This window comes from Vibrio splendidus (genome assembly GCF_024347615.1).
Lineage (GTDB): Bacteria > Pseudomonadota > Gammaproteobacteria > Enterobacterales > Vibrionaceae > Vibrio > Vibrio splendidus.
In genome coordinates this window covers 566,313-589,081 of record NZ_AP025509.1, presented here as the reverse complement: position 1 = coordinate 589,081, position 22,769 = coordinate 566,313, and the positions used below count along the sequence as shown (strand labels likewise).

Here is a 22,769-nt window from a genome sequence, read left to right as displayed (position 1 = left end):
TACTTCTACCTCAAGGCGGTTGTCGTAAATTTGGAGGTTCGATGAATTTAATCATCGATATAATGAAAGAGTTATTCATTGCTTGGAGTCGCGGCAATAAGTTGATTAAAGGTGCGATAATTGCCTCATGTACGAGCGTGTTTTTATCAATTATAGCTATAGTATTAAGTAAATTTATTTGGGAATTTCAGCCATTATTTGAGGAGGCAGCACTAGCCTTTGCAGCAATTAGTGGAACTATAGTCAGCATAATCTTTGCGTTTCAACGTTCAATTGAGGTTGTCGCAGATGATGCAAAAGTCGTTGAAGCTGAGAAAAGAGTAATTGAAAGTCCCAATCAACCCAAAGCAGCCTGGGATCTTGCTCGCTTAAAACTTGAGTCATATTTAAATAGAAATTTGAATCAAGTTCGTTCAATTTTTTGGCTTACAACTCTTGTTATGATTGTGGGGTTCATTCTTATCGGCTTTGGTGTGGTGAAAGCCTTTGAGAATCCTGATCTATTAACACCAGCTATACTCTCTGCAGTGACCGGTCTACTGATTAACTTTATCGGAGCTACATTTTTGGTTCTTTATAAATCAACAATGTCACAAGCCAAAGAGTATGTTGCCATATTAGAACGCATCAACGCTGTAGGTATGAGTGTACAGGTGCTTGAAAAAATAGAAGAATCTAATAGCAGCCTAAAAGATCAAACAATCTCGGATCTTTCGAAACAACTTCTTACGATGTACGGCAACGTAAAATAGCCAGAATCAATTAGTCGGAAGAATGTCGAAGGCATGGTGTTTTTGTACGCTAAACTTGTTAGATAAAGAGTGATACAATAGTGTCACTTTACTGTTTTTTGTTGGAGCATTCCCATGAAAGTCGAGCTCGTTACTTCCCTTAAGCGTCAAGCGACCAAAATCCTTGCCGACCTACACGACACCAAAGAGCCCGTGTTGATCACCGAGCATGGCAAACCTTCAGCGTATCTCGTGGATGTTGACGACTATCAGTTTATGCAAAACCGCTTGGCTATCCTCGAAGGGATCGCACGCGGTGAGCGCGCCATTTCTGAAGGCAAGTCGCTGAGCCATGACGAAGCCAAAGACAAGATGTCAAAATGGCTGAAGTGATTTGGAGTGAGCCCGCGTTATCGGACCTTAACGATATCGCGGAATACATAGCCCTTGAAAACTTAGTCGCGGCCAAACAGCTGGTTCGAAACATTTTCGACAAAGTTGAACGTCTCAGCGACTTTCCCGAGTCTGGGCGTCTGCCTCCAGGGCTCGAGCACTTAAATTATCGCGAAGTCGTAGTGAATCCATGTCGAGTTTTCTACAAGCAAGACGGTGACAAAGTGTACATCTTGTTTGTGATGCGCGCGGAGCGAGATTTACGTCGATTTTTGCTGAGCAAACAGTAAAGCGTTTTTGCCAACTCTGATAGACTGATGGTCTACATCGGTGAGGGTTCAACATGGCGAAAAAGAAAAAAACACTTCAATCTAAACGTCTCACCAAACCAGTGCCTCCATGGGCTGAGGCCAAACTGATCACCATCAAGCGACACCGTATCGAGGGCGCCTTAAGCTTCGGTGTGTCGACCATCTCCAGACCGCAAGTCTTACCTAATTATGAGCGCGTTTGGGAACAAACCATCGTCGAAGAAGCGTACCAACAAGCGATTGTTGAGCTGCTAGAGCAGGGCAACGTCGTGTTAAGAGTCGAAGACTAAATAGCCTTATAGATTATCAGTCAAAACTATTGAGGATTAGTTAGGTTAAGTTTGGTCGCACATTCAGGCGTGATCAAGGTAGCACGGGCAAAGTGTATCTTAAATCCATTCCAACGATGATCTAAGGTCAAGTAACAGCGAGCGTGGATGTTTGTGGTTTCGGTAAAGTGACTTAACTGATTTGAACATATCTGTTCGTGACATTACGTAGATCTGAGGAACACAGAGTAATCCAACAATCTAACCAACAAATATAAACTTTAGAGCGAGCTGTAAGTTTGGTTAAAAAAACTCTGCATGAAGACTTACAGACGAGCTCGTGTGAGAAAACTTAACTGGCTTAGTGGATAACCCAAAACAGAATTCAACGCGTGTAGCCAACAAGAAACACGGTGGCGTGTGTAAAATCTGAAAAAGAAACGACAGCAATGCCCACAAGGTTTACACACAGCGCGGTGAATTATGAGTACAAGAAGATGTAAGTCAGACAGACGGAACAAATGTTCTCGTTGATCTGCCTTGTGTAAACGAATCATGTAGATGTTGGCCACACATATAATGGTTGGGTTAAAAGAGCGTTTAGAGAATGCTGGTGAACTCAATATGCTTGAGACACCAATTGTAATAAGGGTTTTAAGGGGAAACGATGATAAGGATAACTTTGGAAAATAGTGACATTACTATCTGGGGCTTACAAGCTCAGTACGTATTATGTCTGCTTATGTTCAATCGTGCATATCTCCTTGAATCAGTGCAACCTCTTGTATTTAGAGGTTTTATCATTGAAGTATCGCGAAATGAGTAAGAATTACATTTTTCGAGAGTTAGAGTGCCAAATGACTAAGGAAGAGGTCGCTGAACTGTGTTTTAAAACTGTGAGGACTGTCACGGGTTGGGATGAAGGAAAACCGATGCCACCCGAATGCAAAAGGCTTATGCGTATGGCAAAAGGTCGGGAACTCAGCGTAAGTGAGGATTGGGAACAGTTCAAAATGTTATACGACAGTATGGAGCTGCCGACAGGCCAAGTCGTGAGGCCACAACAAATTTTAGCCGGAATTGCGTTGTTGGGGATTCAATCGGAGCTAGAGATTAAGACTTCAACACACTTACTTGGTCTTGCTAGAGCGATAGCTAATATAAAGAAATAGGATTAGAAAAGTATGATTTTTCTAGCGCGAGTTCTGAGTTGAGTGAGCACAATTAACGTGATGTGATTTTTATTGGTAGAGTAGCTGCGACTGGAACATTGAAATTCCTTGTTTAAGTAGCCAGTCCTCCTTTTTGGTCATATCAAGGAGAAAGAAGCCGAACCTTTATCGAGAGGGTTCGGCTTTTTTATATATAACTTGTTATGGACTGATGCCCTTTATCGCTTCAATTATGTCGTCTATCTTCTTCGAGCGAGCTAAGTTATACAACGAAGATACTAGCCAAAATACAGTAGCTAATGAAACAAACAGAAAAAACGCACGCCATGTCGCTGCGTCAAAGTAGAAAGCCTTAAATTCTGTCGTCACAAAGACAGCAAGTATCGTTAACAGTATTGAAAGAGGAGCTATCCATGCGCCTTTTTTCTCGATCGAAATGCTGTGTTCAGTCAAAATTAACTTTAGTTTATCTTCAGGGATTTGAATGAGCTTTTGTTCCGTATTGGAAAATACTTGCTTAACTTCTAGGTGATTAGTTGTGAAACCGCCATTTTCTGACATCAATTTTCACCTTCTATGGTGAATTGGAGCGTAATATGAGTAACACCGCCTGCAGATGTACCGAAACCAGATACGAACAGGCTTCTATCTTCAGTTTCTCCCATTTTCATTGATGGAAATGAAACGCCGATACCTTCAAAGTTCGTTAATGTAAATAGACCATAATCATCTATAGCTTCAACTGTAGTAGTTGATATATTTTCATCACTATTTTTTTTAAGTACTAGTTTTAATTTAACGTCCCAATTTATAGCTTTGAATTCTATCCATGCTTCTTGATCGTGTGGTAGAAGAATAGTTTCGGTATGGATAACTTGCATTCCACCAATAGTTGCAGCCATAAAGACACCTTTGACATTGTAATTTGACTGAGATTATTACATTCTTTCTTTGAATTGAACAACTTAAAACTAAAGATTAGTCATGTGAGTGTTGATAGGTAGGTCGAATTTACCCCCGTGATACAACACGGGGGTTGGCTTCCTCCCGCCGCGCTCGTCCTCCTCAGTCTTCGTCGTTCTCACTTGTTGTCCGTCAGCACTAAAAGAGATCCTTTTCGACACTCAAATGATCTTAAAGAAAGCCAGTGAACACAAAAAAGCCTTACCGATGTGGCAAGGCCTTAAAAAGCTATTCTGGCAGGATGAGGGAGGGTGCTACATAGATGAGCATGGGCAGTTAGAAACACTCACCAGTTGAGACCTACGGACTAATAACCTCTACAGTGTGGCTCGGTGCCTCGTTCGCGCTTCGCTCTCTCTTATCCCTGCGGGGCTACTCAACGATAGACTGTAATCCTTTCAAAGCATCAAGGTAGTCATTTACTGCAAGCTCATTATCGTAGAGCTTCCGCTTTAGCTTCTCATTTAGCATTCGTTCTTTTTGATACAACTCTTGATACTTAAGTGCGTCATAGCCACCTTGAACTAGAGCTTTAGACATGGTTGATGTCTTCGTCAATTCTTTTAGCTTGGATAGCATTTCTTCATGCTTTTCAGTATCTCGAATAGTAATAGCCATCATTTTTCCTCAATGCCGGTTTATCCTGGTTTGATTATGATAGCATTTTTGGTGATTCGTTCCAGGATAAAAACCTTGGTTTGATAGCATTCCAAGGTTCTCGATCAAAACACCGGTTCGTGTTTTGATAGCATTACCCAACGAGTTAAAACAAACTGACATCAGCTCGACTCACTTCTGGCAAAGTGGCCGAGGCAGCTGCGTAAGGCTTACATGTTATCAACTTCGACAGCTGGCCTCTGTTCAACTTCAACAAGCAATCATCAATCCGGTCAAACGTAATGTCGTAAGCTTTTAGGAAGTGTTCGTTTACAGAGTAGAAACCATCGAGCGCTTCCACCTCGATGCTAACATGACGTTCAATAGAGCCGTTTTTAATAGCGAAGTTCACACCCGTTACAAACGCTTTCTTAATTCCCTCAAAAGGAAGCACCTCAGCTATAGGAACATGAGAAAGGCTATCTTTGTCAGTGCTTTTACTGCTATCCCCACTAGAAGATACATCCCCAGAAGCTTCACTATTTTTGATAGGTAGTGTTTCACTTTGCTTAGGAACGGCAGCTGAAGACGTTGCTTGTCCCGCTTCCTCCACCGTCTCAGTAGTTTCAAAATAACGATTGGATAAGTCATAGATTATGTACCCGAAACAGAATATGGATAAAAGGAAAACCAAAATAGCTTTAGGGCTACGAAAAAGCGTATTCATAGCGAGTTGTTGTTTAGCGCTGCCTGTCCCCGTCGATTTGTAGAGCAGGAAAGAATCTAGAGGGATTTTTTGATTGGTTAAGTTGACGTCTTTCTTTTTGGGTATGACTGGAGTCGATACCGATTTGTCATGTTTCAAGATATAGGGATTTCGTTTCGTCCAGAAAAACTGATCGCGCCCCTTGTGAAAGAAGTTCTGGTTAGCACATGCCTTAATCCCTGAATCGATTTGCTTCCAATCTGGTGAAAGCAACTCGATATCCCAGTCATATTTTCGGTGTCTCATGAACCCCTCATTGAAGCTATGAGGATAGATAATTCTGCCTTCTGAATCGTACTCAGCAATCCCTCTATCATCTATTTCTGAGTCTTCTAGTTCGTCCATGTTCGCAGGGGTGTAACGAGAGTTAAAAAAGCGTTCATAGTCTTTCGGCAATAAACCGTCACGAGGCGATTGGGTGATGAAGTCAGACAAAGGTTTGTACTTCACTTTACGTATGTCAAAGCCAACGTTTTTAGAGAAGATATCCTGGCACTCATCAATAACGATGAGTGCGCCAATAGGGCACCAACAGAAGAAATGCGTCCAAAGGTGAACGCCAGATTCATCCCTAGAGCTAATACGAAAGAGTTTAGCGGTGCTAGGGAATTGGATATTAAATCGCTCTTCAATGACGGTTAAGGGCTGCATACCCTCGATGTTAGTTACAACTGTTCTACCTGCCTTTAAAGCTTGGTAGATAGAAAAGTAAGCCGTGTATGCCGACTTGTAAGAGCCATTAGCGCCCGTTCTTATAGTAATAGCCATTATCTAGATAACCTCATCACTAAAGCGGTAGTGAAGAAGTTAGCCCAGACAGCAAGGCCTTGAGGGACGCCAAACTTAAACGCATAAAATCGTAACTCGTCAGGCAAAGCATTAAAAGCTTTGGACAAAATGTCGTTAAAGCCGATCTCTTTTAAGAGGATTTGAGCCGAGTTATAAGAGAGCTTAATGAACTCCAATTCAGCTTTTAATTTCATCTTAATCATGAAAATCTGAATGTATGAAAAGAGGTCTAGCGTCATTTGGGGGATAGCTTTAAAGAAGTCAGTGATGAATGACATTTGTAGGCTAATCCAATCAATAAAAGAGTAGATGTAATCCATAACTAATCCTTACCTAACATTCTGATTCCAGACAAAACAAACAAGAACATCACAACGGCTGAGATGAGCGTGGCGTTATCGAGTAGGGCAGAGAGCACGCCCGATTTGAAAGAGCGTTCAGCATGGTTAACATTGAGATTTAAGGAGTGCTCTTTATAAGTACCGTTGTTGAAAGAGCTGGTATCGATAGAGAATAACGCTTTGAACTTTTCAAATTCATCGGTCATTTCTTGTTTGATTTCTAGGACTTCATTTTGCACTTCAGCAATTTGATTTTGAGTGACAATGAAGCCCTCACCATCAAAGCCATAATTAGGTTCAACAAAGTTATTGTTGTTAGTAACACCATCAATCAGGTCAGTTAATTTGCTTTCTACGCCCGACATGTCAGAAGTATCTAGACCATCTATTTTGTCAGATAAAGACTGAAGGCCTGTTTCTAAACTAGTTAAATCAACCGTTGAAGAGCCGCCTGAAATTGATGATATTTTGCTATCTAGTTGGTTTAACTTTTCGCCTTGAGCCAGAGCCAACTCGTAAACCTCACCTAAGCCATAGTTAACGCCATCAATACTGTTTTTTTGCTCTTTAAGTAGCTTATTGTTTAGATGAGCTTTAGCCGCGTTTTTTAACTGTTTGATTTGTGAAGGTGTTAAACCTGAACCATCACCACCAGACCCGTCGGTGTTTAACTTGTTAATGATTTCAGCCGTACGTCGATAGACTTCTGAAAGGTCATTTTTAATATCGTCTGTTTGTCCCATTACATAACGTGAATTAGAAGCAGCTTCACCAGACGATTGACGAGCCCTAAAAACATCATCTTTAATATCATCTAAGTTTCTATTAACAACAAAAAAACCACCCTCAATAGCACTTTTTAAAGAGTATTTAGTATCACTTAATTGATTAAGAATAGATGATTGAGTATTACCTTGAGCCAGCGATAAAGCGTCTAATTTTGATTTAAAATAACCATCATTCTTATTAATTGTAGAAACAAGGGAACCGATAGACTCTCTAAAATCCGTACGCCTAACACTTCTCAAACTAAGGTCACGCAATGCACCCGCTAAATCACGGTTATTTTCGGTTAAGTGTTTTATTGTATAGCGATAAGAGCGACAGTCTTCATCATCTGTATTACAACCGACAGGCTCATTAACATCTGAAAGACGGTCGTAAAAATCATCAATAGAGTCGGGGACGCCATTATCATTATCATCGACAACAACTCGATCACTTTTATATGGGTCAGGGTCTTCACCGTTGGGAGTTCCATCGCCATCCCAATCTTCTAAATCGTCGTTAACACCATTTTGGTTAACATCATTTTCAAAAGGGAACGGCTCAGGCGTATCACCAGAGAAGCGGTTAATCTCATCAAAAGCACAAGTGCTACCCGTATAAGTAAATTTATTCGTCCACTTATTACCCTCTACAGATATAGAAACTGAACCCGCCGTCATCCTACAAGCAGCACCCGTTGAACGATCACCAATGCAGTAAGAGCGAGGATTATCACCCCAAATATAAGCGTCCCAGGTTAAGTTTTTTCCTGTTCCCTCCAGTATCTTACAAGAACTAACGCATACACCATCAACTTCAACTTTACCCGCGCCACACTGCAAAGCATTGGAATTGAAAGCGACAAGAACTAAAAGAAGAGAGAGGTATTTTTGATATTGTTTCACTGTAAAACCCCAGATAAGAAAACGCCCCCAAACTAGGAGGCATTGATACCCGTATATACTCCATATACGAATGACATAGCCATAACCACCCCAAACAGGACGGTTACGACTTGAGAGACAATGTCTCCCATTAGTTCCCCATAGAGTTCATGATAGCGCGAAGACCAAAGCCAATCGCAGCAAGACCGATAAGACCAACCACAACTAAACCGTAGTTAGATTGACCAGTCGTTACAGCTTCGTTGATAGCCGTTGTGATTGCAGTGTTATCAGCAAATGAAGAAGCAGATACAAATGCAGTAGAACCTAGAACCAATAGACGTTTTTTCATGATATTTCCTTTTTTAAGAGTGTGTTACTAAAAGTTGACCCTTAGCCTTTGCCAAGAGTTTTTAAGATTCGTCCTAGCACATGGCCAGAAACGAAAGATAATAAAATCCAACCTGAAACAGCGGTGTAGAGTTCACTGTCGATGTTCAAAGATTGAGACGCAGAGACTAAATTGTTGTATTCAGAATCTGTGAGCATTACGAGCTGACAATCAAAGTCGGTTGACGTTCTTAGATAACCTTGCTGAGTGGTCGTAATGCAGTTCATTGTTAAGCCTTACTTGAAGCACTTTTTTGACGATTGAGAGAGCCAATTTCAGACAAAAGAAAGTCTCTTTTTAGCTCTAAATCTCGAATCGTTCTCGTTAGAAGCAAGCGGTCAATCCAATCAATTACAAACGAGCAAACACGACCAAACAGTGAGAACACGACCATGGTAATAATTAGGGCTTCAATCAGTACATCCAAATCATCGCCAGTTAATTGATAAACGACCGTTTCCATAATTAAGCCTTGTTAGCTTTCATAAAGTTATCAAAGTGCTTTCTAACTTCATCATCAACAGGGACAAGCTTGTTCACTAAGATATCAAGTGGATCGTTTGGGTTAGCACCAAAGCTCAGTTCGTAGTCACGGTTAGCAACAAAAGCGCGAGATTGGATAAGCTGACGAGCGTAGGCCACATCAATTTTCAACGCTTGTTTGTTGTAAGGGATGTCAGTCGAGTAACCGATACCCGTTTGCTGAAACTTCTCGTTATCGACTTCTTCAACAGCACGTAGGACAGACAATTCCGCAAATTCCATGTTGGATTTAGGGAAACGCTTGATAGCAATACCAGTTATTGTAGGCATATTCTTGACTCCAAAATTTCGATTTTCTGTTTAGTGTATTCGTCAGGAATACCCAACGAGGTTTCAAAGTTTGCGCGTCTATGGTGCGTAGGAATGAGCATTCCGAATGCTTCACCCAAGTCACCCTCAGTCATTGCAACAACTTCAGATAGAGCTTTGCCACATTGGCGACGAACCCAAGCAATACGAGCGAAGAACTCAAGACCCGCTTTTTTCTTGTTAAGCTCAATCTTCATTGGTTCAGCAGGGTCGATACTGGCCGAGAAGTCACACAGACCAGCAAAGGCCGAAGCAGGCGAGGCGAGTAGTGCCAAATCGCACTTCTTCAATTCCACTTCATTGCGGTACCAAATTACTTCAGGGTCAGCGATGTTTTGCTCGAACTTCTTGTTGTACACACGCCAGTAGATTGCAGAGGTACGAGAGCCAACAAGAACGGCTTCCTCTGATAATTCACCGGATTGTGAAACGCGCTTATGAGGAACCATTGTGGGACCACGTCCACGAGAAGCAGTGCGAAATGCTCCCTCATAAAAACATTTCTCAGCATACTTACAGTCAAAGATTCCGGTGTAGTCATCCACGCATAGATCCAAACGGGCTAGGCGAGTGATACCCAAAAGTGACAACCACCAGTGCACCTTTTTGTGTGTGGTGAAGTCGAACAACTTAGCGCAACCCGTACCATTGATTTGCACGTAGACCGTATCGTTGTTACCGCCAACACCAACCAAGCCACATTCAACCGTTCCCGTAGAATCGTAAATCACCATCGAATCTTCATAACCATGTAAGCCACGGCCACGCATAGGAGAGATACGAAAGTTAAAGACTTTAGACATGAACTCATCAAACCTATCGGCTAAAACCTTGCGACATTTGTTACGGTGTGACTCTATTGATTTCTCTATCGCTTCAGGTGAGTTAAGGCGACCGTTAACGGTTTTCTTTTTAAACTCAGGAAACTGCATGTTGATAAAGTCTTGTTCGTTCGAGCTGTCCAAGTGTCTAAGCGAGCCATACGAAAACGAAAAGGCTAGGTGATCCACTTGAACCGGACGAATCTCATCATGAAACTTATGTGGTTTTTTAGATGGCATGGAACACACCCTTAACCAAAAGCTCTTGGTAGTTCTCATCGGTGATTTCAACAATCTGAAATGACACCATGCCGTAATGAACTTCCATGAACTGGAAGAACTCACGCTGAGACTTAAAGAAGTTATGACCCCAAGGAAAATAGGCGTTGATGCCGTGATTGGGTTCGTTGTCGAAGTAGATAGAATCCATGATTAATCGCTCACAACATAAGAGACTTGAGCTAGAGGCCAAGAGTCTTTGAGGTGTTCAACAATGCTGTGTGCGTCAGACGCGGAAAGGAACTTACTGTGAAAGTGTTGTCCTGTAGTGATCACAAAAGGCTTACCAAAAGACGAAATCCCAAATCCTGCAAAGTAACGAGGAAAACACCCAGAAACTAAAAGAACGTTAAACATAACAACCACCTTGACTGATTATTGAGAATTGGAGTGACCATCTAAGCCGAGCTATAAGCGTCAAGGGCAAACAGCCCAAACCTAGACAGCCAAATCAAGTGAGTCCTGATTTGTGCATACTATAATATGCAGAAAACAGGACTGACAAGCCCGCTTTTTGGATACTGTCGGTATACAATTGAAGGAATTGGAGGGACAACCATGTACCAGAATAAACTGTTAGATGCCTATAAAGAGGCTCAAAACTACGTACAAGATAAGCAGATTGCACACGACTTAGCGTTAAGTCGTCAGAAGATAAGTAATATTAGAAAAGGCATCCGCTATCTAACTGAAACAGAAGCACTTTTTATTGCTGAAAGGATTGGTTTGTCAGAAGAAGAAGTCTTAGTGTACTTAGCCGCTGACCGCAGCAAAAATCATAAGGCTCAGATGGCTTGGCAGAACATCGCAAAAAAGTTTAACGGACTTAATATGTCAGGTGTATCAATGGCTTGTGGTAGTTTGGCGTTACTGGCGACCACCCCAGTTGACCCCACGATTCAGTGCGTATTATGTACGTTATGTTAAATTGGTTTTGGCGTTTATAAGGCAAGTATCTTTGTGTGATGCCCTGCCTTTATTTGGTGTCGATATTCTCTGATTTATACTGTGTATTTAACCATATTGGCTATTTACCATAAAATACCTAATAACCAGTGATAATAATCTTCGATTTTACCCCTGGCATTAGTTAGAGCTTAACCGCCAGCAAATTTAACTTTGTAGCCTTTTTTTTCAAGATGCGCTTTGAGCTTGTCACGAGCGTCGCCTTGAATCTCGATGTTGCCATCTTTTACTGAGCCGCCGCAGCCACACACTTTTTTGAGTTCCGCGGCCATTAGTTTTAATGGTGCGTCATCTAGGTCTAAGCCCGTTACGATAGAAACGCCTTTGCCTTTACGGCCTTTGGTTTCTTTTTGGATTCGAACGATACCATCGCCTTTAGGACGTTGGACTTTCTCTTCTTCAGGTTTAATGCGACCTGTTTCTGTTGAATATACTAGGCTCATAAATTACTTCTTTTGTTGCTCTGCTTTTTGTTTTGCGAGTAAGTAAGCTTCTATATGACGCTGGATTGCAATCTTGCCGCCTTTGATAAGACGCCCGTTAAACATGCAATACCACGCGTTAGGCTCACCGGTGTCATTCTTGATCTGATAGCCGTTGAAGTTTTCAGTTAGGCCACCAGTTCCTCTCGACTTATTTAATGCAGTGAACTCTTTAGGGTCAATAATAGACGCCGTGTCAATCCACCAATCAATACTCTTCTTCACGGCAGCTAGGTTGCCCTGAATCACATTGTTTTTTAACTTAGCACGCCAAATGGTGTTATTCGCATCCATCGATTGCAGATGGACGCTACGGTAAATTGAATTAGCCATATCTATTAATCATCTTTTTGTTTTCACTGTATTAATCATAAGTATACTTATAATGATATCAAGCATAATATGGTAAAAACACCTGTCGAGGTACGGTAATTTGCGAAAAAAAGTCCCTATTTTAACCGACTCTGTGACAATTAATTCATTTGTTGAAAAATTGAACAGGCACGCGACAATTGAAATTATAGATGAGTTAACAGGATACCAGTACTCTCGTAACTCACTGCTGGGTATCTACAGTGATTGGAATCGCTACCATGCGTTCTGTGCTAAAAATCGTATCAACACACTCCCTGCCTCTATTACTGCTGTTCGTCGTTTTCTTGAGACTGAATCCAGTGACAGAAAATACGCATCTTTAAAACGTTACACTGCAACGCTTAGTTTGTTGCATACTGTGTTGAGCTTTGCCAACCCAATCAAGCATAGACAAGTTCGTTTTGCCCTGCTCCACTTGCAAGCTCAAATGGCCGGCGACGCTAAGCAAACCAATGCCATGACATCTGCACACCTCGCAGAGTTAAACACGTTACTTTCAAATGAGAAATCGAGCTTAAAAGAGATCAGAGACATCGCCATTTATAATGTGATGTTTGAGTGTGCTTTAAAACGATCAGAACTTAAGGCGTTATCAATGGGTAATGTCGAGTGCGTTGAAAATGATTACCAGATTACAGTAAAAGATTCAGCGTATCGGCTGTCGCAAGTAGCAAGTGCTGCACTTCAGCGTTGGTTTGCGTTTACTGGGACACAAGGTGAGTTACCCGTGTTTCGTGCGATAGACAAGCATGAGAATATCAGTCTGCAACCTTTAGATGATTCGTCGATCTATAGGATACTAAGAAGTGCAAGCGACTTACTTCAACTCGCAGATAACCACCATTTTTCAGGGAATTCGATTCGTGTGGGTGCCGCACAAGAGTTGTCAAAACAAGGTCTTAAGGTAAGGGAGATTCAGGATTTTGGTCGTTGGCTCAGCCCTGCAATGCCTGCGCAATATGTGGGTTATTCGGGGACGGCTGAGACTGAGAAGATGAAGTTTAAAGCACTGATCCCTTGGCAATAAGCTGACTACCTGTTGGCATTAAACTAATGGTATCTTGGCTGTAAGCTGATGGCCTCTTTTTGAATAGTTAGCTTGTTTATAGTTGGCTTTTAATAGACAGCTAGTTAAAAAAACGGCGTGATCAATAGACGACTGACTTTAAAAACAAAAAGCTTTGACTCTAAAAAAGCTCGGAATCTTAAAAAAATAGCGCCTTGGCGGGTAAGCTCAAGGCGCTATTTTTTATTTAGCCAGTGGTGTAAGACTCGCTAAGATATTTTGGAACAACTAAGAAATGCTTGTTCTCACACAGTTCTCTAGGAACTGGCTGAATTTGTGGCCATCATGTTCAACCATTTTAGGGAACATGGAAATTGGCGTCATACCTGGGAAGGTGTTGACTTCATTCAGGTAGATCTCGTTGTCTTGCGTTAAGAAGAAATCGATACGAGATAAGTGACGAAGCTTCATTTGGGTGAATACTTTACGAGCACTGTCTGCAATTAACTCTAGTTGTTCGTCTGTTAAGTTATTTGCTTCAATTTCGGTAATTGAGTGGCTGTCTGAGCTGTATTTTTCTTCGTAAGAGTAAAATGCGCCATTAGGTGCAATCACCTCGCCCGGTTTGCTGATGTGTAGCTCACCATCGATTTCATAAGCGGCAACTTCGAGCTCTCTAGGCACAACTGATTTCTCAACCAGCACTTGATCAGAGAAGGTAAACGCCTTATTGATCGCTTCGCTTAAGTCTTCCACTTGGTTAACTTGGTAACAACCTACAGAAGAACCTTGACGAGCCGCCTTCACGAACACTTTGTCCCAATTTTCAAAAGCTTGAATCGCTTGCGAATGCGCTTGGTCGTTGTTGTCTGATAAAAACAGATACGGCGTGTTTGGGATGCCAAGTGCGTCGTACCAAAGCTTTGAAGTGATTTTGTTAAAGCTGTTGTTGCTCGCTTCAGAACCACAACCTAAGTACGGAATCTTAGCCATTTCAAACAATGATTGAATGTCACCTGTTTCACCCGGGAAGCCGTGAATACAAGGCACAATGAAATCGACTTTAGACTCTAGGTTGTCGCCACGTAAGGTTTGATTATTGATATCTAGATAAACCAATTCACCTGAATCAAGACACCAGCCTTCGTTTTTAATTTCAACTCTGACAACGTTAAAATCTGCAACGCTATTCAGTTGTTCAAAAAGGTAATTGGCTGAAACTAAAGATACTTCATGCTCTGAAGATCCACCGCCACAAAGTAGAAGGATATTAATGGTGTTCATGGGTAAATTCGGTCCTTGAAACTAGGAATACTGACTTCAATGATAAACAAAAGTCGAAATAGGTACAGTGTTTTGAACGTTAAAATTGTGTTCGAAAGAACGAGCGATTAACTATTAAACAAAACTGCTGGTCTTAAAACAAAAGAAGGAGCATTTGCTCCCTCTTTTTGAATTAAAACTTAGTTCAACTTGTTAAGCGTTGGGTATTCAGAGTTCTTGATGTCATCAATGCTCTTAACAAACGGCTTCAAGTTTTGGAAAGTGGTTGGCAGCGTTGAGATTGCCTTTTTAGCTTCTAAGCGTGTTGCGTAATCACCGTAAAGTACGGTGAACCACTTAGTGCCGTTAACCATTTTGTAGTTTTCCCAAACTGGTTGAGAAGTCGTAGGTAGCATTTTCACGAAAGAATCGACTTTACTCTGGCTGCCAACAGCAACAACTTGAACCGTGTAACCAAAGCGCTGGTTCATATCTTGTTGTTTCTTCGTTGGGCCTGTCACTACTGCAACTGGCTTAGCTTTAGTTGTTTGAGTGACTTTCTGCTCAACAGGTTCGGTTCTAATCACGTTAACAACGTTTTCTTCAACAACGCCTGTTTGCTCAGATTGAGATACAACTGGAGCTTCAACTTTTGCCGTTTTGTACTCTTCTTGATAACTATCTGAAGTTACATTGGTAACGTAGTCGTCAGATACACATGCAGCCAAGAGCAGTGGCAAAGTCACAATTGCAAATTTTTTCATGGAAAGCTCTATATCCTTAATAATAATTACTATAAATCATGCCGATACGTCGGTTTAGAATCAAGTTAACTTTGAGATTATACACCATTAGTGGGTGACCTATTTCACAAACTTTATGCAGTGTTTGCTTATTCATCTGAATTCGGTGAATTTGCCATCAACCCGTGAGTCAAAAGTAAGTTACGATGAACTTACGTGCATTGCTAGGATATGTCTATGAATCATCTTGATCCCCTCCTTAAACCCCGTTCAATCGCAGTTGTTGGTGCTTCTCAACGAGAAACGCGCGCGGGATATATCGTCATGAACAATTTGTTGCACGGGGATTTTAAAGGTGCGGTGATGCCCGTTACGCCAAAATATGACTCGGTGGCAGGCGTACTCTCATACAAGAACATTTTGTCACTGCCTATCGTGCCTGACCTTGCGATTCTCTGTACCAATGCAACCCGTAATGTGGCTATTTTTGAAGAGCTGGCCGAGAAAGGCATAGCCTCTGTCATTGTGCTTTCTTCCGACATGCAGCAACAAAGCGATAATGGCGAAACGTATGATGCACGATGCCTAGCGATTGCTAAAAAACACAACATTCGGGTGCTTGGCTCTAATAGCTTGGGGATTATTGTCCCATGGTTAAATTTAAACGCCTCATTTTCTCCGGTAACTGCGCTGCCAGGTAAAATCGCCTTTGTTTCTCAGTCTGCTGCAGTGTGTACTACGATTCTCGATTGGGCGAACGACAAAGAGATTGGCTTCTCAGCGTTTATCTCGATCGGCAATGGCAGTGACATTGAATTCTCGGAACTCTTGGATTATCTGAGTACTGATTCTCACACCGAAGCGATATTGCTGTATGTCGATAGCATTACTGATGCGAGGCGCTTTATCTCTGCAGCGCGTGCAGCGTCACGCAACCGACGAATTCTAGTGCTAAAAGGCGGACGAACAGCGAAAGGCCGAGCGGCGGCCATGGCACATACCGGTGGTGCCGATACCTTAGACATTATCTATGACTCTGCGATCCGACGCAGCGGTATGTTGCGAGTTAAGAACTTACATGAACTGTTTGCTGCGGTAGAGACACTGACTCATTCAGTGCCCTTGCGTGGCGAGCGCTTGGCTATTGTTACCAATGGTGGCGGCCCTGCAATTATGGCCGTGGACACCCTTTTTGACCGCGGTGGTAAGCTCGCAGAATTATCTGAAGATACGCTCGATAAACTCAGTAAGGTTTTGCCATCGAGCTGGTCTCATAGTAACCCTATCGATATTGTTGGCGATGCTGGCGAACAACGCTATATCGACACCATAAACATCTTGCTCGATGGCGATGAAGCGGATGCCATTCTTATCATGCACAGCCCTTCTGCAGTCGCACATTCAGCCAGAACAGCTGAGCGAATTATTGAAGCGATTAAAAAGCATCCTCGCCACAAGCGCTTTAATATCTTAACGAATTGGTCTGGGGAGTTAACCGCAAGGCCGGCGAGAAAGCTGTTTACTGAAGCGGGTTTCCCAACCTATCGAACGCCTGAAAGTTCAGTGGTCGCATTCATGCACTTGGTCGAGTACAGACGCAACCAACGTCAGTTGATGGAAACGCCGACCACGGCAGAAAAAGTGCACATTGAAGACTTGGCAGATGCCAAAAATTGGATAGAGCGCCAACTACTGGATAAAGACACAGTTAGTCTTGATACCCATCAAAACAGTCAGTTTTTCAAGCACTTCAATCTTGATGTGTTGCCAACTTGGATTGCTTCCGACCCAAGTGAAGCGGTGCACATTGCTGAAACGATCGGTTACCCGGTCGCCGTAAAACTTCGCTCGCCAGACATTGCGCATAAGTCAGACGTTCAAGGTGTGATGCTCAATTTACGAAACAGTAGTGAAGTCGCGAATGCCGCTCAGGCAATTCTCGATCGATCTCAATTGTCGTTCCCTACTGCTCATATCCATGGCTTGTTGATTCAAGGTATGGCCAAGCTTGCAGGCGGCCAAGAACTGCGAGTTAAGGTCACAACGGACGAAACCTTTGGCCCTATCATTTTACTTGGCCAAGGTGGCTCTGAGTGGGATGAATCGATTGATGCCGCGGCTGCTTTCCCACCGCTTAACATGACACTGGCGCGTTACTTGATCATCAGGGCGATAAAAAGTGGCAAGATTCGCCTGCAAAAACTGCCTAACCCGATCGACATTGAAGGGCTCTCTGAGTTGCTGGTTCGTATATCGCAAATGGTAGTGGATTGCCCTGAAATACATGATTTGGATATCCATCCAGTACTGGCCAATGGCGACAAGTTCACGATATTAGATGCCGATATCATCTTGAAAGCGTACGAAGGCGATCCACAAGAACGTCTTGCGATTCGCCCTTATCCGGTCGAACTTGAAGAGAATATCGTACTCAAGGACGGCACCGAAGTGTTGCTACGCCCTATTCTTCCTGAAGATGAACCGCTTCATGCCGATTTTATTAATCGCGTCTCTAAAGAGGATCTTTATAAGCGTTTCTTTAGTGATGTTGGTGAATTCAATCATGAGGCATTAGCGAACTTTACTCAGATTGATTTTGATAGAGAAATCGCGTTTGTGGTGGTTCGTAAGGAACAAGGTGTGCCTGCGATTATTGGTGTATCGAGAGCGCTAATTAACCCAGAGAACACCGATGCCGAGTTCGCGATTCTGATACGTTCCGATCTGAAAGGTGTCGGCTTAGGTCGTATTCTTATGACTAAGGTTATCGATTACTGCCGTGCGAAGCAGACTAAACAGATGTCGGGCATGACGATGCCAACGAATAGAGGGATGCTGACACTAGCTCAAAAGCTCGGCTTCGAGCTAGATATCAGTTTTGAAGATGGTACTGCAGATATGGTGTTACCGTTACTTTAACGCCCATGTCTTTTTAAGATGTTGGATACACCAAGACTTGGCGTCGCCCATTTTGTTGCGTCGCCAAGCCATGACGATATCGATCGGCTGTGGTTCTGTCCCCGAAATCTGTTGCAGAACGCCAGATTCAATCAGCGGCTTAGCAATACTACTCGGCAAGGTGCCAATCCCTAATCCTGTTGTCAGAGCCTCTACCTTTGCAGGGAAGCTTGTTACGGTTAAACGAGGTTGTTTCTCGAGAATGTTGCGACTCAACGCTGGTTGGTCGCGTGCAGTATCCGCAATTGCAATAACCCTGTAACTTTCCCTCGCCTTTTGGTCGAACTCGCCAGAGCGCTTATGAACGTAGTGGTTTGATGCCGCGACCCATACCATTTCCATCTTACCAATGATGTCACTTTTCATATCGTTTGGAATCGTGTCGAGCTTGGGACATACCAATAAATCGGCTCGGCCATCTGTCAGGGATTCCCAACATCCGGCTAAGATCTCTTCTTGTAAGCGAACACGTGTTTTGCTGATTTTCCCGAGTTCGTCGACCAACGGGAAGAAATTGGCAATAGGAATGATGCCATCAAACGCAATGGTTAAATCTAGCTCCCAGCCATTAGCAAGAATACTCGCATCGTTAACGAGTTGTTCAGTCGCACCAAGAATGATTCTACCTTGCTCTAATATTAACTGCCCCGCTTCCGTGAAATTTGCACGGTGGCCTGAGCGATCAAAAATCATGATATCTAAGTCTTGCTCTAACTTCTGGATTTGATAACTCAATGAAGAAGGCGCTCGGTCCAGTTCATTCGCTGCAGCTGCGAAACTCCCACGACGATCAATGGCATCTAATATGTGTAATGCTTCAAGTGTTATTGGACTATGCATAGCTTTCCTACTTTATAAATGAGACTTGAATCACAAAAACAGAAGCATTCAGGCTGTGAATGGAACTGTAAAAGTCTTTTTAATACAGGTGTTTAAGAGTATTAATTATGAATTAGTTGATAAGATTGAAAATTATTTAAATGCAAATAATAGTAATTATCATTTAGATCCAATATTATCTTTCGCAAATCAAGATAATACTATGGAACTAAGGTAACTATCAGATGTATAAGCAATCCCTACTCTCTGCTTCAATCGTTTTAGCGCTTTCATCAACATCAGCCTTTGCTGACGATTATGCCCTATTTGACGAGGTTGTTGTATCGGCAACGCGTACGAATCAAACACTTATCAATACTGCGGCTTCTGTTACTGTCATCTCGGATAAGCAAATTGAAGAGAACATGGCGAAAGATGTGAATGAAATCTTCGAATACACTCCGGGTGTAACGATGAATTCAAGCTCTCGCCAAGGCGCACAGACTATCAACATTCGTGGCATGGAAGGTAAACGCGTTAAGATTTTAGTCGATGGCTCTTCTCAGCCAGGTTCATTTGATGGTGGTCCATACGCATTTATCAATTCTAGCGGTATTTCAATCGATCCCGACATGCTTAAAAGTGTCGAAATTATCAAAGGTGCTGCTTCAAGTTTACACGGAAGTGATGCTATTGGCGGTGTTGTTGCCTTTGAAACTAAAGACCCTTCTGATTTCTTGAAAGATGGCGAAGACTTCGGTGGCCAAGCGAAACTGTCTTACTCTTCAGAAGATAACTCTTTCAGTGAGCACGTTGCATTAGCTAATCGATTTGGTGACTTAGAAACATTGGTTGCCTACACTCGCCGTGACGGTGAAGAGCTTCAAAACTTCCGCGACTCTAATAACTTAGAGAATTACGCAGTAGAAGATCAAGACACATCAGCCGATAACCTATTGGTAAAATTGCAATATCAATTGAATGAAAGCCATCGTATTGAGTTTCTAGCTGAACTAATCAAAGATACTTCAGACTCTGACATTTATCACTCAAGCTACGATAGCTACACGGGTGCAGATGATACAGAGCAAAATCGATTTGCGATTAAACACATTTGGTTCGCTGATGGCGCAATTGCCGATACCGTGACCAGTAAAGTGTCGTACATTTCCAAAGAAGAAAATGGTGTGACGAAACGCTTTAAACCCGCAGGTCCGGGCTTTCCACCTTACGTTCCTGCTAACAACGACAATCTTCAAACCAAAGATTACGAGTACACAGAAGATAAGCTTGAGATTGAAACGCAGTTAGATAAAGAGATTAACAACCATTACCTAGTTTATGGGGCAACTTATACACATAGCGACATCAGCAATACCAATATGGAGTACAACTCTGATACTGCGACTGATGATAAGCTCTATGTATACACTCCTGATGCTAAAGAGCAAAAATTTGGTCTGTTTGTACAAGACGAAATTAGCCTAATGAACGACAAACTTATTGTTACTCCAGGTGTTCGTTTCGATCACTTCTCTACAGACCCTGGTAAAAATACAGGTGAGTCACTTACGGACTTCTCTGATTCTGCGGTAACTGGACGTTTAGGCTCAACATACAAACTTACTGATACAGGCACCATTTTTGGCCAAATTAGCCAAGGCTTTAGAGCCCCTTCTTTCGATGAACTGTACTACACGTATGACAACCCAGGACATGGTTACGTAAACGATCCAAACCCGGATCTTAAGTCAGAAACCAGTATCTCTTATGAGCTAGGTTACCGTCATAATACACAGGCTTCATCGTCTGAGATTGCGGCTTACTACAGTGATTACGATGACTTTATCGAAACAGTGGTAACGAACAAAGTTGGCGGAACTACACACTACTCTAACGTTAACTTAGATTCGGCAACAATTAAGGGTGTTGAATTCTCTAACACGTTACTATGGGATGTTTTGGTAGGTGCACCTAAGGGGATTTCAACTCACTTCGTTGCTTCATATACAGAAGGTGAAGACGGAAACGGTAATGCACTGAATAGTGTTAACCCTTGGAATGCTGTATTAGGTCTTAACTATGATGCTCCAAACCAAAACTGGGGTACTAGCCTTAAGTTAAACTACACGGCTAACAAGTCTGGTTCAGACATCAACTTCGATGACGAAAGCGGCGGCAACGCTGGTCAAGCTGAGCTTCCAAGCGCTACGGTTGTTGACCTGACAGCTTACTACAAGCCAATGAAGGATCTTACTATCCGTGGTGGTGTATTCAACTTAACTAACGAAGAGTACTACCGTTGGAACGACATTCGTGGCGATGATGAGCTTTACAAAGAGAACTCTCAAGCGGAAAGAAACTACGGCATTTCAGCTAAATACGAATTCTAATTCGTTAGAAAGCTGAACCACAGAAACGTATACAGCAGATACTAAAAAGCCAGCTAAATGCTGGCTTTTATTATTTCACTAAAAATTGTATCAAAAAGGGATAAAGTGAAATTACTTCTCTGCCATCTCTTTCTTAACCATTACTGCAGCAGCAATGATGAAAGTGATAATTAGGCCTAGTTCCATGATTAACTCCAAAGAAAATTAACATTAAACATATAATTCGCGAGCATGATAACAACAACCGATACAGAATGATACTTTTTAACCACTAATTCACTTTTTATTCGATTTAGATCAAAAAAGATGCCCTAAAGCATCTTTTTGTATATTAATCATTCATGAAACGACTAGATCAGCCAGGGAAACCATTAGGATTCGTTGACTGCCAGCGCCATGTATCTTCCGTCATTTCAGTCAATGTACGCGTCGCATTCCAGCCGAGCTCTTTCTGAGCTTTAGCAGGGTCTGCCCAACATTCTGCAATATCACCTGGGCGACGATCGACCAGTTTATAAGGGACTTGTTTACCGCTCGCTTTCTCGAACGCTTTAACCATATCTAATACACTCGAACCGTTACCAGTGCCAAGGTTGTAGATATGAAGACCGTCTTTACGCCCTACTTTTTCAAGCGCTGCGATGTGGCCATCAGACAGATCCATGACGTGGATGTAATCACGAACACCAGTCCCGTCTTTTGTTGGATAATCGCTACCAAATACCGATAGGAATTCACGGCGGCCCACGGCTACTTGAGAGACAAATGGCATTAGGTTATTTGGAATACCTTGCGGGTCTTCACCTAGCTCACCACTTGGGTGTGAACCTACTGGGTTAAAGTAACGCAGCAGCGTAATGCTCCAATCTGGATTGGCTTTTTGGAAATCGGTTAAGCACTCTTCAACCATTAGCTTACTACGACCGTAAGGATTGGTTGCGCTTGTTGGAAAATCTTCGGTGATAGGCACACTCGCAGGATCGCCGTAGACCGTTGCTGAAGAGCTGAATACTAAGGTTTTCACACCAGCGTCACGCATTGCATCAACAAGGACTAACGTGCCGTTGACGTTATTGTCATAGTATTCAAGAGGCTTAGCCACAGATTCACCAACCGCCTTTAGGCCAGCGAAATGAATAACTGCTTCAATGTTGTGTTGCTTCATGGTTTCAGTCAAAAGCGCTTTATCACGAACGTCACCTTCAATGAAATTAGGGCGAACACCAGATACTTTTTCGATACGCTCTAGAACGCTTGGTTTACTGTTATACAAGCTATCAAAAAGTACAGGTGTCATTCCTGCGTTGATCATCTGGATACTTGTATGGCTACCGATGTAACCCATGCCACCTGTAACTAAAACATTCATGTTTAGCAGACCTTTTAATTAAAAATATTCAACCTATCACTTATGATACAACAACTTAGGTAGAGGTC

General features: G+C 42.4%; 28 protein-coding genes. 9 read left to right on the top strand and 19 right to left on the bottom strand.

Annotation, left to right across the window (positions count from 1 at the left end; all coding sequences use genetic code 11):
* Positions 1-41 precede the first annotated feature (41 nt).
* From OCU90_RS19915 to OCU90_RS19895, 5 genes are all read left to right on the top strand, one after another.
* Positions 42-752: a TRADD-N-associated membrane domain-containing protein gene (locus OCU90_RS19915; RefSeq protein ID WP_061022886.1), complete on the top strand. Its 711-nt coding sequence runs from the start codon at positions 42-44 to the stop codon at positions 750-752.
* Between the two features lie 114 nt (positions 753-866).
* Positions 867-1,124 carry a type II toxin-antitoxin system Phd/YefM family antitoxin gene (locus tag OCU90_RS19910; protein ID WP_061022887.1) on the top strand — a complete coding sequence of 86 codons (258 nt, stop codon included), beginning with the start codon at positions 867-869 and terminating at the stop codon, positions 1,122-1,124.
* Complete coding sequence (locus OCU90_RS19905) at positions 1,112-1,414, top strand: type II toxin-antitoxin system RelE/ParE family toxin (protein WP_017106966.1); 303 nt, start codon at positions 1,112-1,114, stop codon at positions 1,412-1,414. Before OCU90_RS19910 ends, OCU90_RS19905 begins: the two co-directional genes overlap by 13 nt.
* Positions 1,415-1,467: 53 nt before the next feature.
* Positions 1,468-1,725, top strand: a complete 258-nt coding sequence (locus OCU90_RS19900) for a hypothetical protein (protein ID WP_061022889.1) — start codon at positions 1,468-1,470, stop codon at positions 1,723-1,725.
* A 782-nt stretch (positions 1,726-2,507) separates the two neighbouring features.
* Complete coding sequence (locus OCU90_RS19895; protein ID WP_061022891.1) at positions 2,508-2,876, top strand: phage protein; 369 nt, start codon at positions 2,508-2,510, stop codon at positions 2,874-2,876.
* 201 nt (positions 2,877-3,077) lie between these two features.
* On the opposite strand, the gene OCU90_RS19890 is transcribed toward OCU90_RS19895, so the two are convergent.
* The 13 genes from OCU90_RS19890 to OCU90_RS19830 all read right to left on the bottom strand — a co-directional run bounded on the left by OCU90_RS19890 (position 3,078) and on the right by OCU90_RS19830 (position 10,684).
* Entirely contained in the window at positions 3,078-3,437 is a 360-nt protein-coding gene (locus OCU90_RS19890) for a hypothetical protein (protein ID WP_061022893.1), read from the bottom strand.
* Positions 3,437-3,778 (bottom strand): hypothetical protein, encoded by a 342-nt coding sequence (locus tag OCU90_RS19885; RefSeq protein ID WP_061022895.1) that lies wholly within the window; start codon positions 3,776-3,778, stop codon positions 3,437-3,439. The genes OCU90_RS19890 and OCU90_RS19885 overlap by 1 nt, the downstream gene beginning before the upstream one ends.
* 433 nt (positions 3,779-4,211) lie before the next feature.
* On the bottom strand, positions 4,212-4,457 hold the full coding sequence (locus OCU90_RS19880) for a hypothetical protein (protein WP_061023085.1): 246 nt from the start codon (positions 4,455-4,457) through the stop codon (positions 4,212-4,214).
* A 145-nt stretch (positions 4,458-4,602) separates the two neighbouring features.
* Positions 4,603-5,970, bottom strand: coding sequence for a zonular occludens toxin domain-containing protein (locus tag OCU90_RS19875; protein ID WP_061022897.1), 1,368 nt, complete (start codon positions 5,968-5,970; stop codon positions 4,603-4,605).
* Positions 5,970-6,311, bottom strand: a complete 342-nt coding sequence (locus OCU90_RS19870) for a hypothetical protein (RefSeq protein ID WP_055319869.1) — start codon at positions 6,309-6,311, stop codon at positions 5,970-5,972. Before OCU90_RS19870 ends, OCU90_RS19875 begins: the two co-directional genes overlap by 1 nt.
* A 2-nt stretch (positions 6,312-6,313) precedes the next feature.
* Positions 6,314-8,005 carry a hypothetical protein gene (locus OCU90_RS19865; protein WP_061022899.1) on the bottom strand — a complete coding sequence of 564 codons (1,692 nt, stop codon included), beginning with the start codon at positions 8,003-8,005 and terminating at the stop codon, positions 6,314-6,316.
* Positions 8,006-8,135: 130 nt separating this feature from the next.
* A complete protein-coding gene (locus tag OCU90_RS19860; protein WP_055319872.1) occupies positions 8,136-8,336 on the bottom strand; it encodes a hypothetical protein in 201 nt (66 codons plus the stop codon).
* A gap of 41 nt (positions 8,337-8,377) precedes the next feature.
* A complete protein-coding gene (locus OCU90_RS19855; protein WP_016786877.1) occupies positions 8,378-8,602 on the bottom strand; it encodes a hypothetical protein in 225 nt (74 codons plus the stop codon).
* A gap of 2 nt (positions 8,603-8,604) precedes the next feature.
* On the bottom strand, positions 8,605-8,838 hold the full coding sequence (locus OCU90_RS19850) for a hypothetical protein (RefSeq protein ID WP_061022901.1): 234 nt from the start codon (positions 8,836-8,838) through the stop codon (positions 8,605-8,607).
* A 2-nt stretch (positions 8,839-8,840) separates the two neighbouring features.
* Complete coding sequence (locus OCU90_RS19845; protein ID WP_061022903.1) at positions 8,841-9,188, bottom strand: DUF1293 family protein; 348 nt, start codon at positions 9,186-9,188, stop codon at positions 8,841-8,843.
* Positions 9,176-10,288 carry a replication initiation factor domain-containing protein gene (locus tag OCU90_RS19840; RefSeq protein WP_061022904.1) on the bottom strand — a complete coding sequence of 371 codons (1,113 nt, stop codon included), beginning with the start codon at positions 10,286-10,288 and terminating at the stop codon, positions 9,176-9,178. The genes OCU90_RS19845 and OCU90_RS19840 overlap by 13 nt, the downstream gene beginning before the upstream one ends.
* Complete coding sequence (locus tag OCU90_RS19835; RefSeq protein WP_016793342.1) at positions 10,278-10,478, bottom strand: hypothetical protein; 201 nt, start codon at positions 10,476-10,478, stop codon at positions 10,278-10,280. The genes OCU90_RS19840 and OCU90_RS19835 overlap by 11 nt, the downstream gene beginning before the upstream one ends.
* 2 nt (positions 10,479-10,480) lie before the next feature.
* The gene (locus OCU90_RS19830) at positions 10,481-10,684 is read right to left on the bottom strand and encodes a hypothetical protein (protein ID WP_016793341.1); all 204 of its coding nucleotides are present in this window, start codon (positions 10,682-10,684) and stop codon (positions 10,481-10,483) included.
* A gap of 201 nt (positions 10,685-10,885) precedes the next feature.
* On the opposite strand from OCU90_RS19830, the gene OCU90_RS19825 reads away from it, so the two are divergent.
* Positions 10,886-11,254: a DUF3693 domain-containing protein gene (locus tag OCU90_RS19825; protein WP_061022906.1), complete on the top strand. Its 369-nt coding sequence runs from the start codon at positions 10,886-10,888 to the stop codon at positions 11,252-11,254.
* 170 nt (positions 11,255-11,424) lie between these two features.
* On the opposite strand, the gene yciH is transcribed toward OCU90_RS19825, so the two are convergent.
* Positions 11,425-11,736 (bottom strand): stress response translation initiation inhibitor YciH, encoded by a 312-nt coding sequence (gene yciH, locus OCU90_RS19820; RefSeq protein WP_009845368.1) that lies wholly within the window; start codon positions 11,734-11,736, stop codon positions 11,425-11,427.
* Positions 11,737-11,739: 3 nt separating this feature from the next.
* On the bottom strand, positions 11,740-12,108 hold the full coding sequence (locus tag OCU90_RS19815) for a DUF3319 domain-containing protein (RefSeq protein WP_004730993.1): 369 nt from the start codon (positions 12,106-12,108) through the stop codon (positions 11,740-11,742).
* A gap of 100 nt (positions 12,109-12,208) precedes the next feature.
* On the opposite strand from OCU90_RS19815, the gene OCU90_RS19810 reads away from it, so the two are divergent.
* On the top strand, positions 12,209-13,177 hold the full coding sequence (locus OCU90_RS19810; protein WP_061022908.1) for a tyrosine-type recombinase/integrase: 969 nt from the start codon (positions 12,209-12,211) through the stop codon (positions 13,175-13,177).
* A 267-nt stretch (positions 13,178-13,444) separates the two neighbouring features.
* Here the strand turns inward: OCU90_RS19810 and OCU90_RS19805 are convergent, their stop codons facing one another.
* Both OCU90_RS19805 and OCU90_RS19800 read right to left on the bottom strand, forming a co-directional pair.
* On the bottom strand, positions 13,445-14,440 hold the full coding sequence (locus OCU90_RS19805) for a D-alanine--D-alanine ligase (RefSeq protein ID WP_061022910.1): 996 nt from the start codon (positions 14,438-14,440) through the stop codon (positions 13,445-13,447).
* Between the two features lie 179 nt (positions 14,441-14,619).
* Positions 14,620-15,183: an SPOR domain-containing protein gene (locus tag OCU90_RS19800; RefSeq protein WP_004730988.1), complete on the bottom strand. Its 564-nt coding sequence runs from the start codon at positions 15,181-15,183 to the stop codon at positions 14,620-14,622.
* Between the two features lie 216 nt (positions 15,184-15,399).
* Between OCU90_RS19800 and OCU90_RS19795 the strand changes: the two genes are divergently transcribed.
* Positions 15,400-18,081 (top strand): bifunctional acetate--CoA ligase family protein/GNAT family N-acetyltransferase, encoded by a 2,682-nt coding sequence (locus OCU90_RS19795; protein WP_061022911.1) that lies wholly within the window; start codon positions 15,400-15,402, stop codon positions 18,079-18,081.
* On the opposite strand, the gene OCU90_RS19790 is transcribed toward OCU90_RS19795, so the two are convergent.
* Positions 18,073-18,960 carry a LysR family transcriptional regulator gene (locus OCU90_RS19790; RefSeq protein WP_004730984.1) on the bottom strand — a complete coding sequence of 296 codons (888 nt, stop codon included), beginning with the start codon at positions 18,958-18,960 and terminating at the stop codon, positions 18,073-18,075. The two genes, OCU90_RS19795 and OCU90_RS19790, sit on opposite strands and share 9 nt — an antisense overlap.
* A gap of 224 nt (positions 18,961-19,184) precedes the next feature.
* On the opposite strand from OCU90_RS19790, the gene OCU90_RS19785 reads away from it, so the two are divergent.
* Positions 19,185-21,332 carry a TonB-dependent hemoglobin/transferrin/lactoferrin family receptor gene (locus OCU90_RS19785; RefSeq protein ID WP_061022912.1) on the top strand — a complete coding sequence of 716 codons (2,148 nt, stop codon included), beginning with the start codon at positions 19,185-19,187 and terminating at the stop codon, positions 21,330-21,332.
* Positions 21,333-21,687: 355 nt separating this feature from the next.
* On the opposite strand, the gene galE is transcribed toward OCU90_RS19785, so the two are convergent.
* The gene (gene galE, locus OCU90_RS19780) at positions 21,688-22,701 is read right to left on the bottom strand and encodes a UDP-glucose 4-epimerase GalE (protein ID WP_017079232.1); all 1,014 of its coding nucleotides are present in this window, start codon (positions 22,699-22,701) and stop codon (positions 21,688-21,690) included.
* Positions 22,702-22,769: the final 68 nt, after the last annotated feature.

Coding starts and splice junctions, on each gene's coding strand:
- OCU90_RS19915 (WP_061022886.1), top strand. CDS start 42: ATGAATTTAATCATCGATATAATGAAAGAGTTATTCATTGCTTGGAGT.
- OCU90_RS19910 (WP_061022887.1), top strand. CDS start 867: ATGAAAGTCGAGCTCGTTACTTCCCTTAAGCGTCAAGCGACCAAAATC.
- OCU90_RS19905 (WP_017106966.1), top strand. CDS start 1,112: ATGGCTGAAGTGATTTGGAGTGAGCCCGCGTTATCGGACCTTAACGAT.
- OCU90_RS19900 (WP_061022889.1), top strand. CDS start 1,468: ATGGCGAAAAAGAAAAAAACACTTCAATCTAAACGTCTCACCAAACCA.
- OCU90_RS19890 (WP_061022893.1), bottom strand. CDS start 3,437: ATGTCAGAAAATGGCGGTTTCACAACTAATCACCTAGAAGTTAAGCAA.
- OCU90_RS19885 (WP_061022895.1), bottom strand. CDS start 3,778: ATGGCTGCAACTATTGGTGGAATGCAAGTTATCCATACCGAAACTATT.
- OCU90_RS19880 (WP_061023085.1), bottom strand. CDS start 4,457: ATGGCTATTACTATTCGAGATACTGAAAAGCATGAAGAAATGCTATCC.
- OCU90_RS19875 (WP_061022897.1), bottom strand. CDS start 5,970: ATGGCTATTACTATAAGAACGGGCGCTAATGGCTCTTACAAGTCGGCA.
- OCU90_RS19870 (WP_055319869.1), bottom strand. CDS start 6,311: ATGGATTACATCTACTCTTTTATTGATTGGATTAGCCTACAAATGTCA.
- OCU90_RS19860 (WP_055319872.1), bottom strand. CDS start 8,336: ATGAAAAAACGTCTATTGGTTCTAGGTTCTACTGCATTTGTATCTGCT.
- OCU90_RS19855 (WP_016786877.1), bottom strand. CDS start 8,602: ATGAACTGCATTACGACCACTCAGCAAGGTTATCTAAGAACGTCAACC.
- OCU90_RS19850 (WP_061022901.1), bottom strand. CDS start 8,838: ATGGAAACGGTCGTTTATCAATTAACTGGCGATGATTTGGATGTACTG.
- OCU90_RS19845 (WP_061022903.1), bottom strand. CDS start 9,188: ATGCCTACAATAACTGGTATTGCTATCAAGCGTTTCCCTAAATCCAAC.
- OCU90_RS19840 (WP_061022904.1), bottom strand. CDS start 10,288: ATGCCATCTAAAAAACCACATAAGTTTCATGATGAGATTCGTCCGGTT.
- OCU90_RS19835 (WP_016793342.1), bottom strand. CDS start 10,478: ATGGATTCTATCTACTTCGACAACGAACCCAATCACGGCATCAACGCC.
- OCU90_RS19830 (WP_016793341.1), bottom strand. CDS start 10,684: ATGTTTAACGTTCTTTTAGTTTCTGGGTGTTTTCCTCGTTACTTTGCA.
- OCU90_RS19825 (WP_061022906.1), top strand. CDS start 10,886: ATGTACCAGAATAAACTGTTAGATGCCTATAAAGAGGCTCAAAACTAC.
- yciH (WP_009845368.1), bottom strand. CDS start 11,736: ATGAGCCTAGTATATTCAACAGAAACAGGTCGCATTAAACCTGAAGAA.
- OCU90_RS19815 (WP_004730993.1), bottom strand. CDS start 12,108: ATGGCTAATTCAATTTACCGTAGCGTCCATCTGCAATCGATGGATGCG.
- OCU90_RS19805 (WP_061022910.1), bottom strand. CDS start 14,440: ATGAACACCATTAATATCCTTCTACTTTGTGGCGGTGGATCTTCAGAG.
- OCU90_RS19800 (WP_004730988.1), bottom strand. CDS start 15,183: ATGAAAAAATTTGCAATTGTGACTTTGCCACTGCTCTTGGCTGCATGT.
- OCU90_RS19795 (WP_061022911.1), top strand. CDS start 15,400: ATGAATCATCTTGATCCCCTCCTTAAACCCCGTTCAATCGCAGTTGTT.
- OCU90_RS19790 (WP_004730984.1), bottom strand. CDS start 18,960: ATGCATAGTCCAATAACACTTGAAGCATTACACATATTAGATGCCATT.
- OCU90_RS19785 (WP_061022912.1), top strand. CDS start 19,185: ATGTATAAGCAATCCCTACTCTCTGCTTCAATCGTTTTAGCGCTTTCA.
- galE (WP_017079232.1), bottom strand. CDS start 22,701: ATGAATGTTTTAGTTACAGGTGGCATGGGTTACATCGGTAGCCATACA.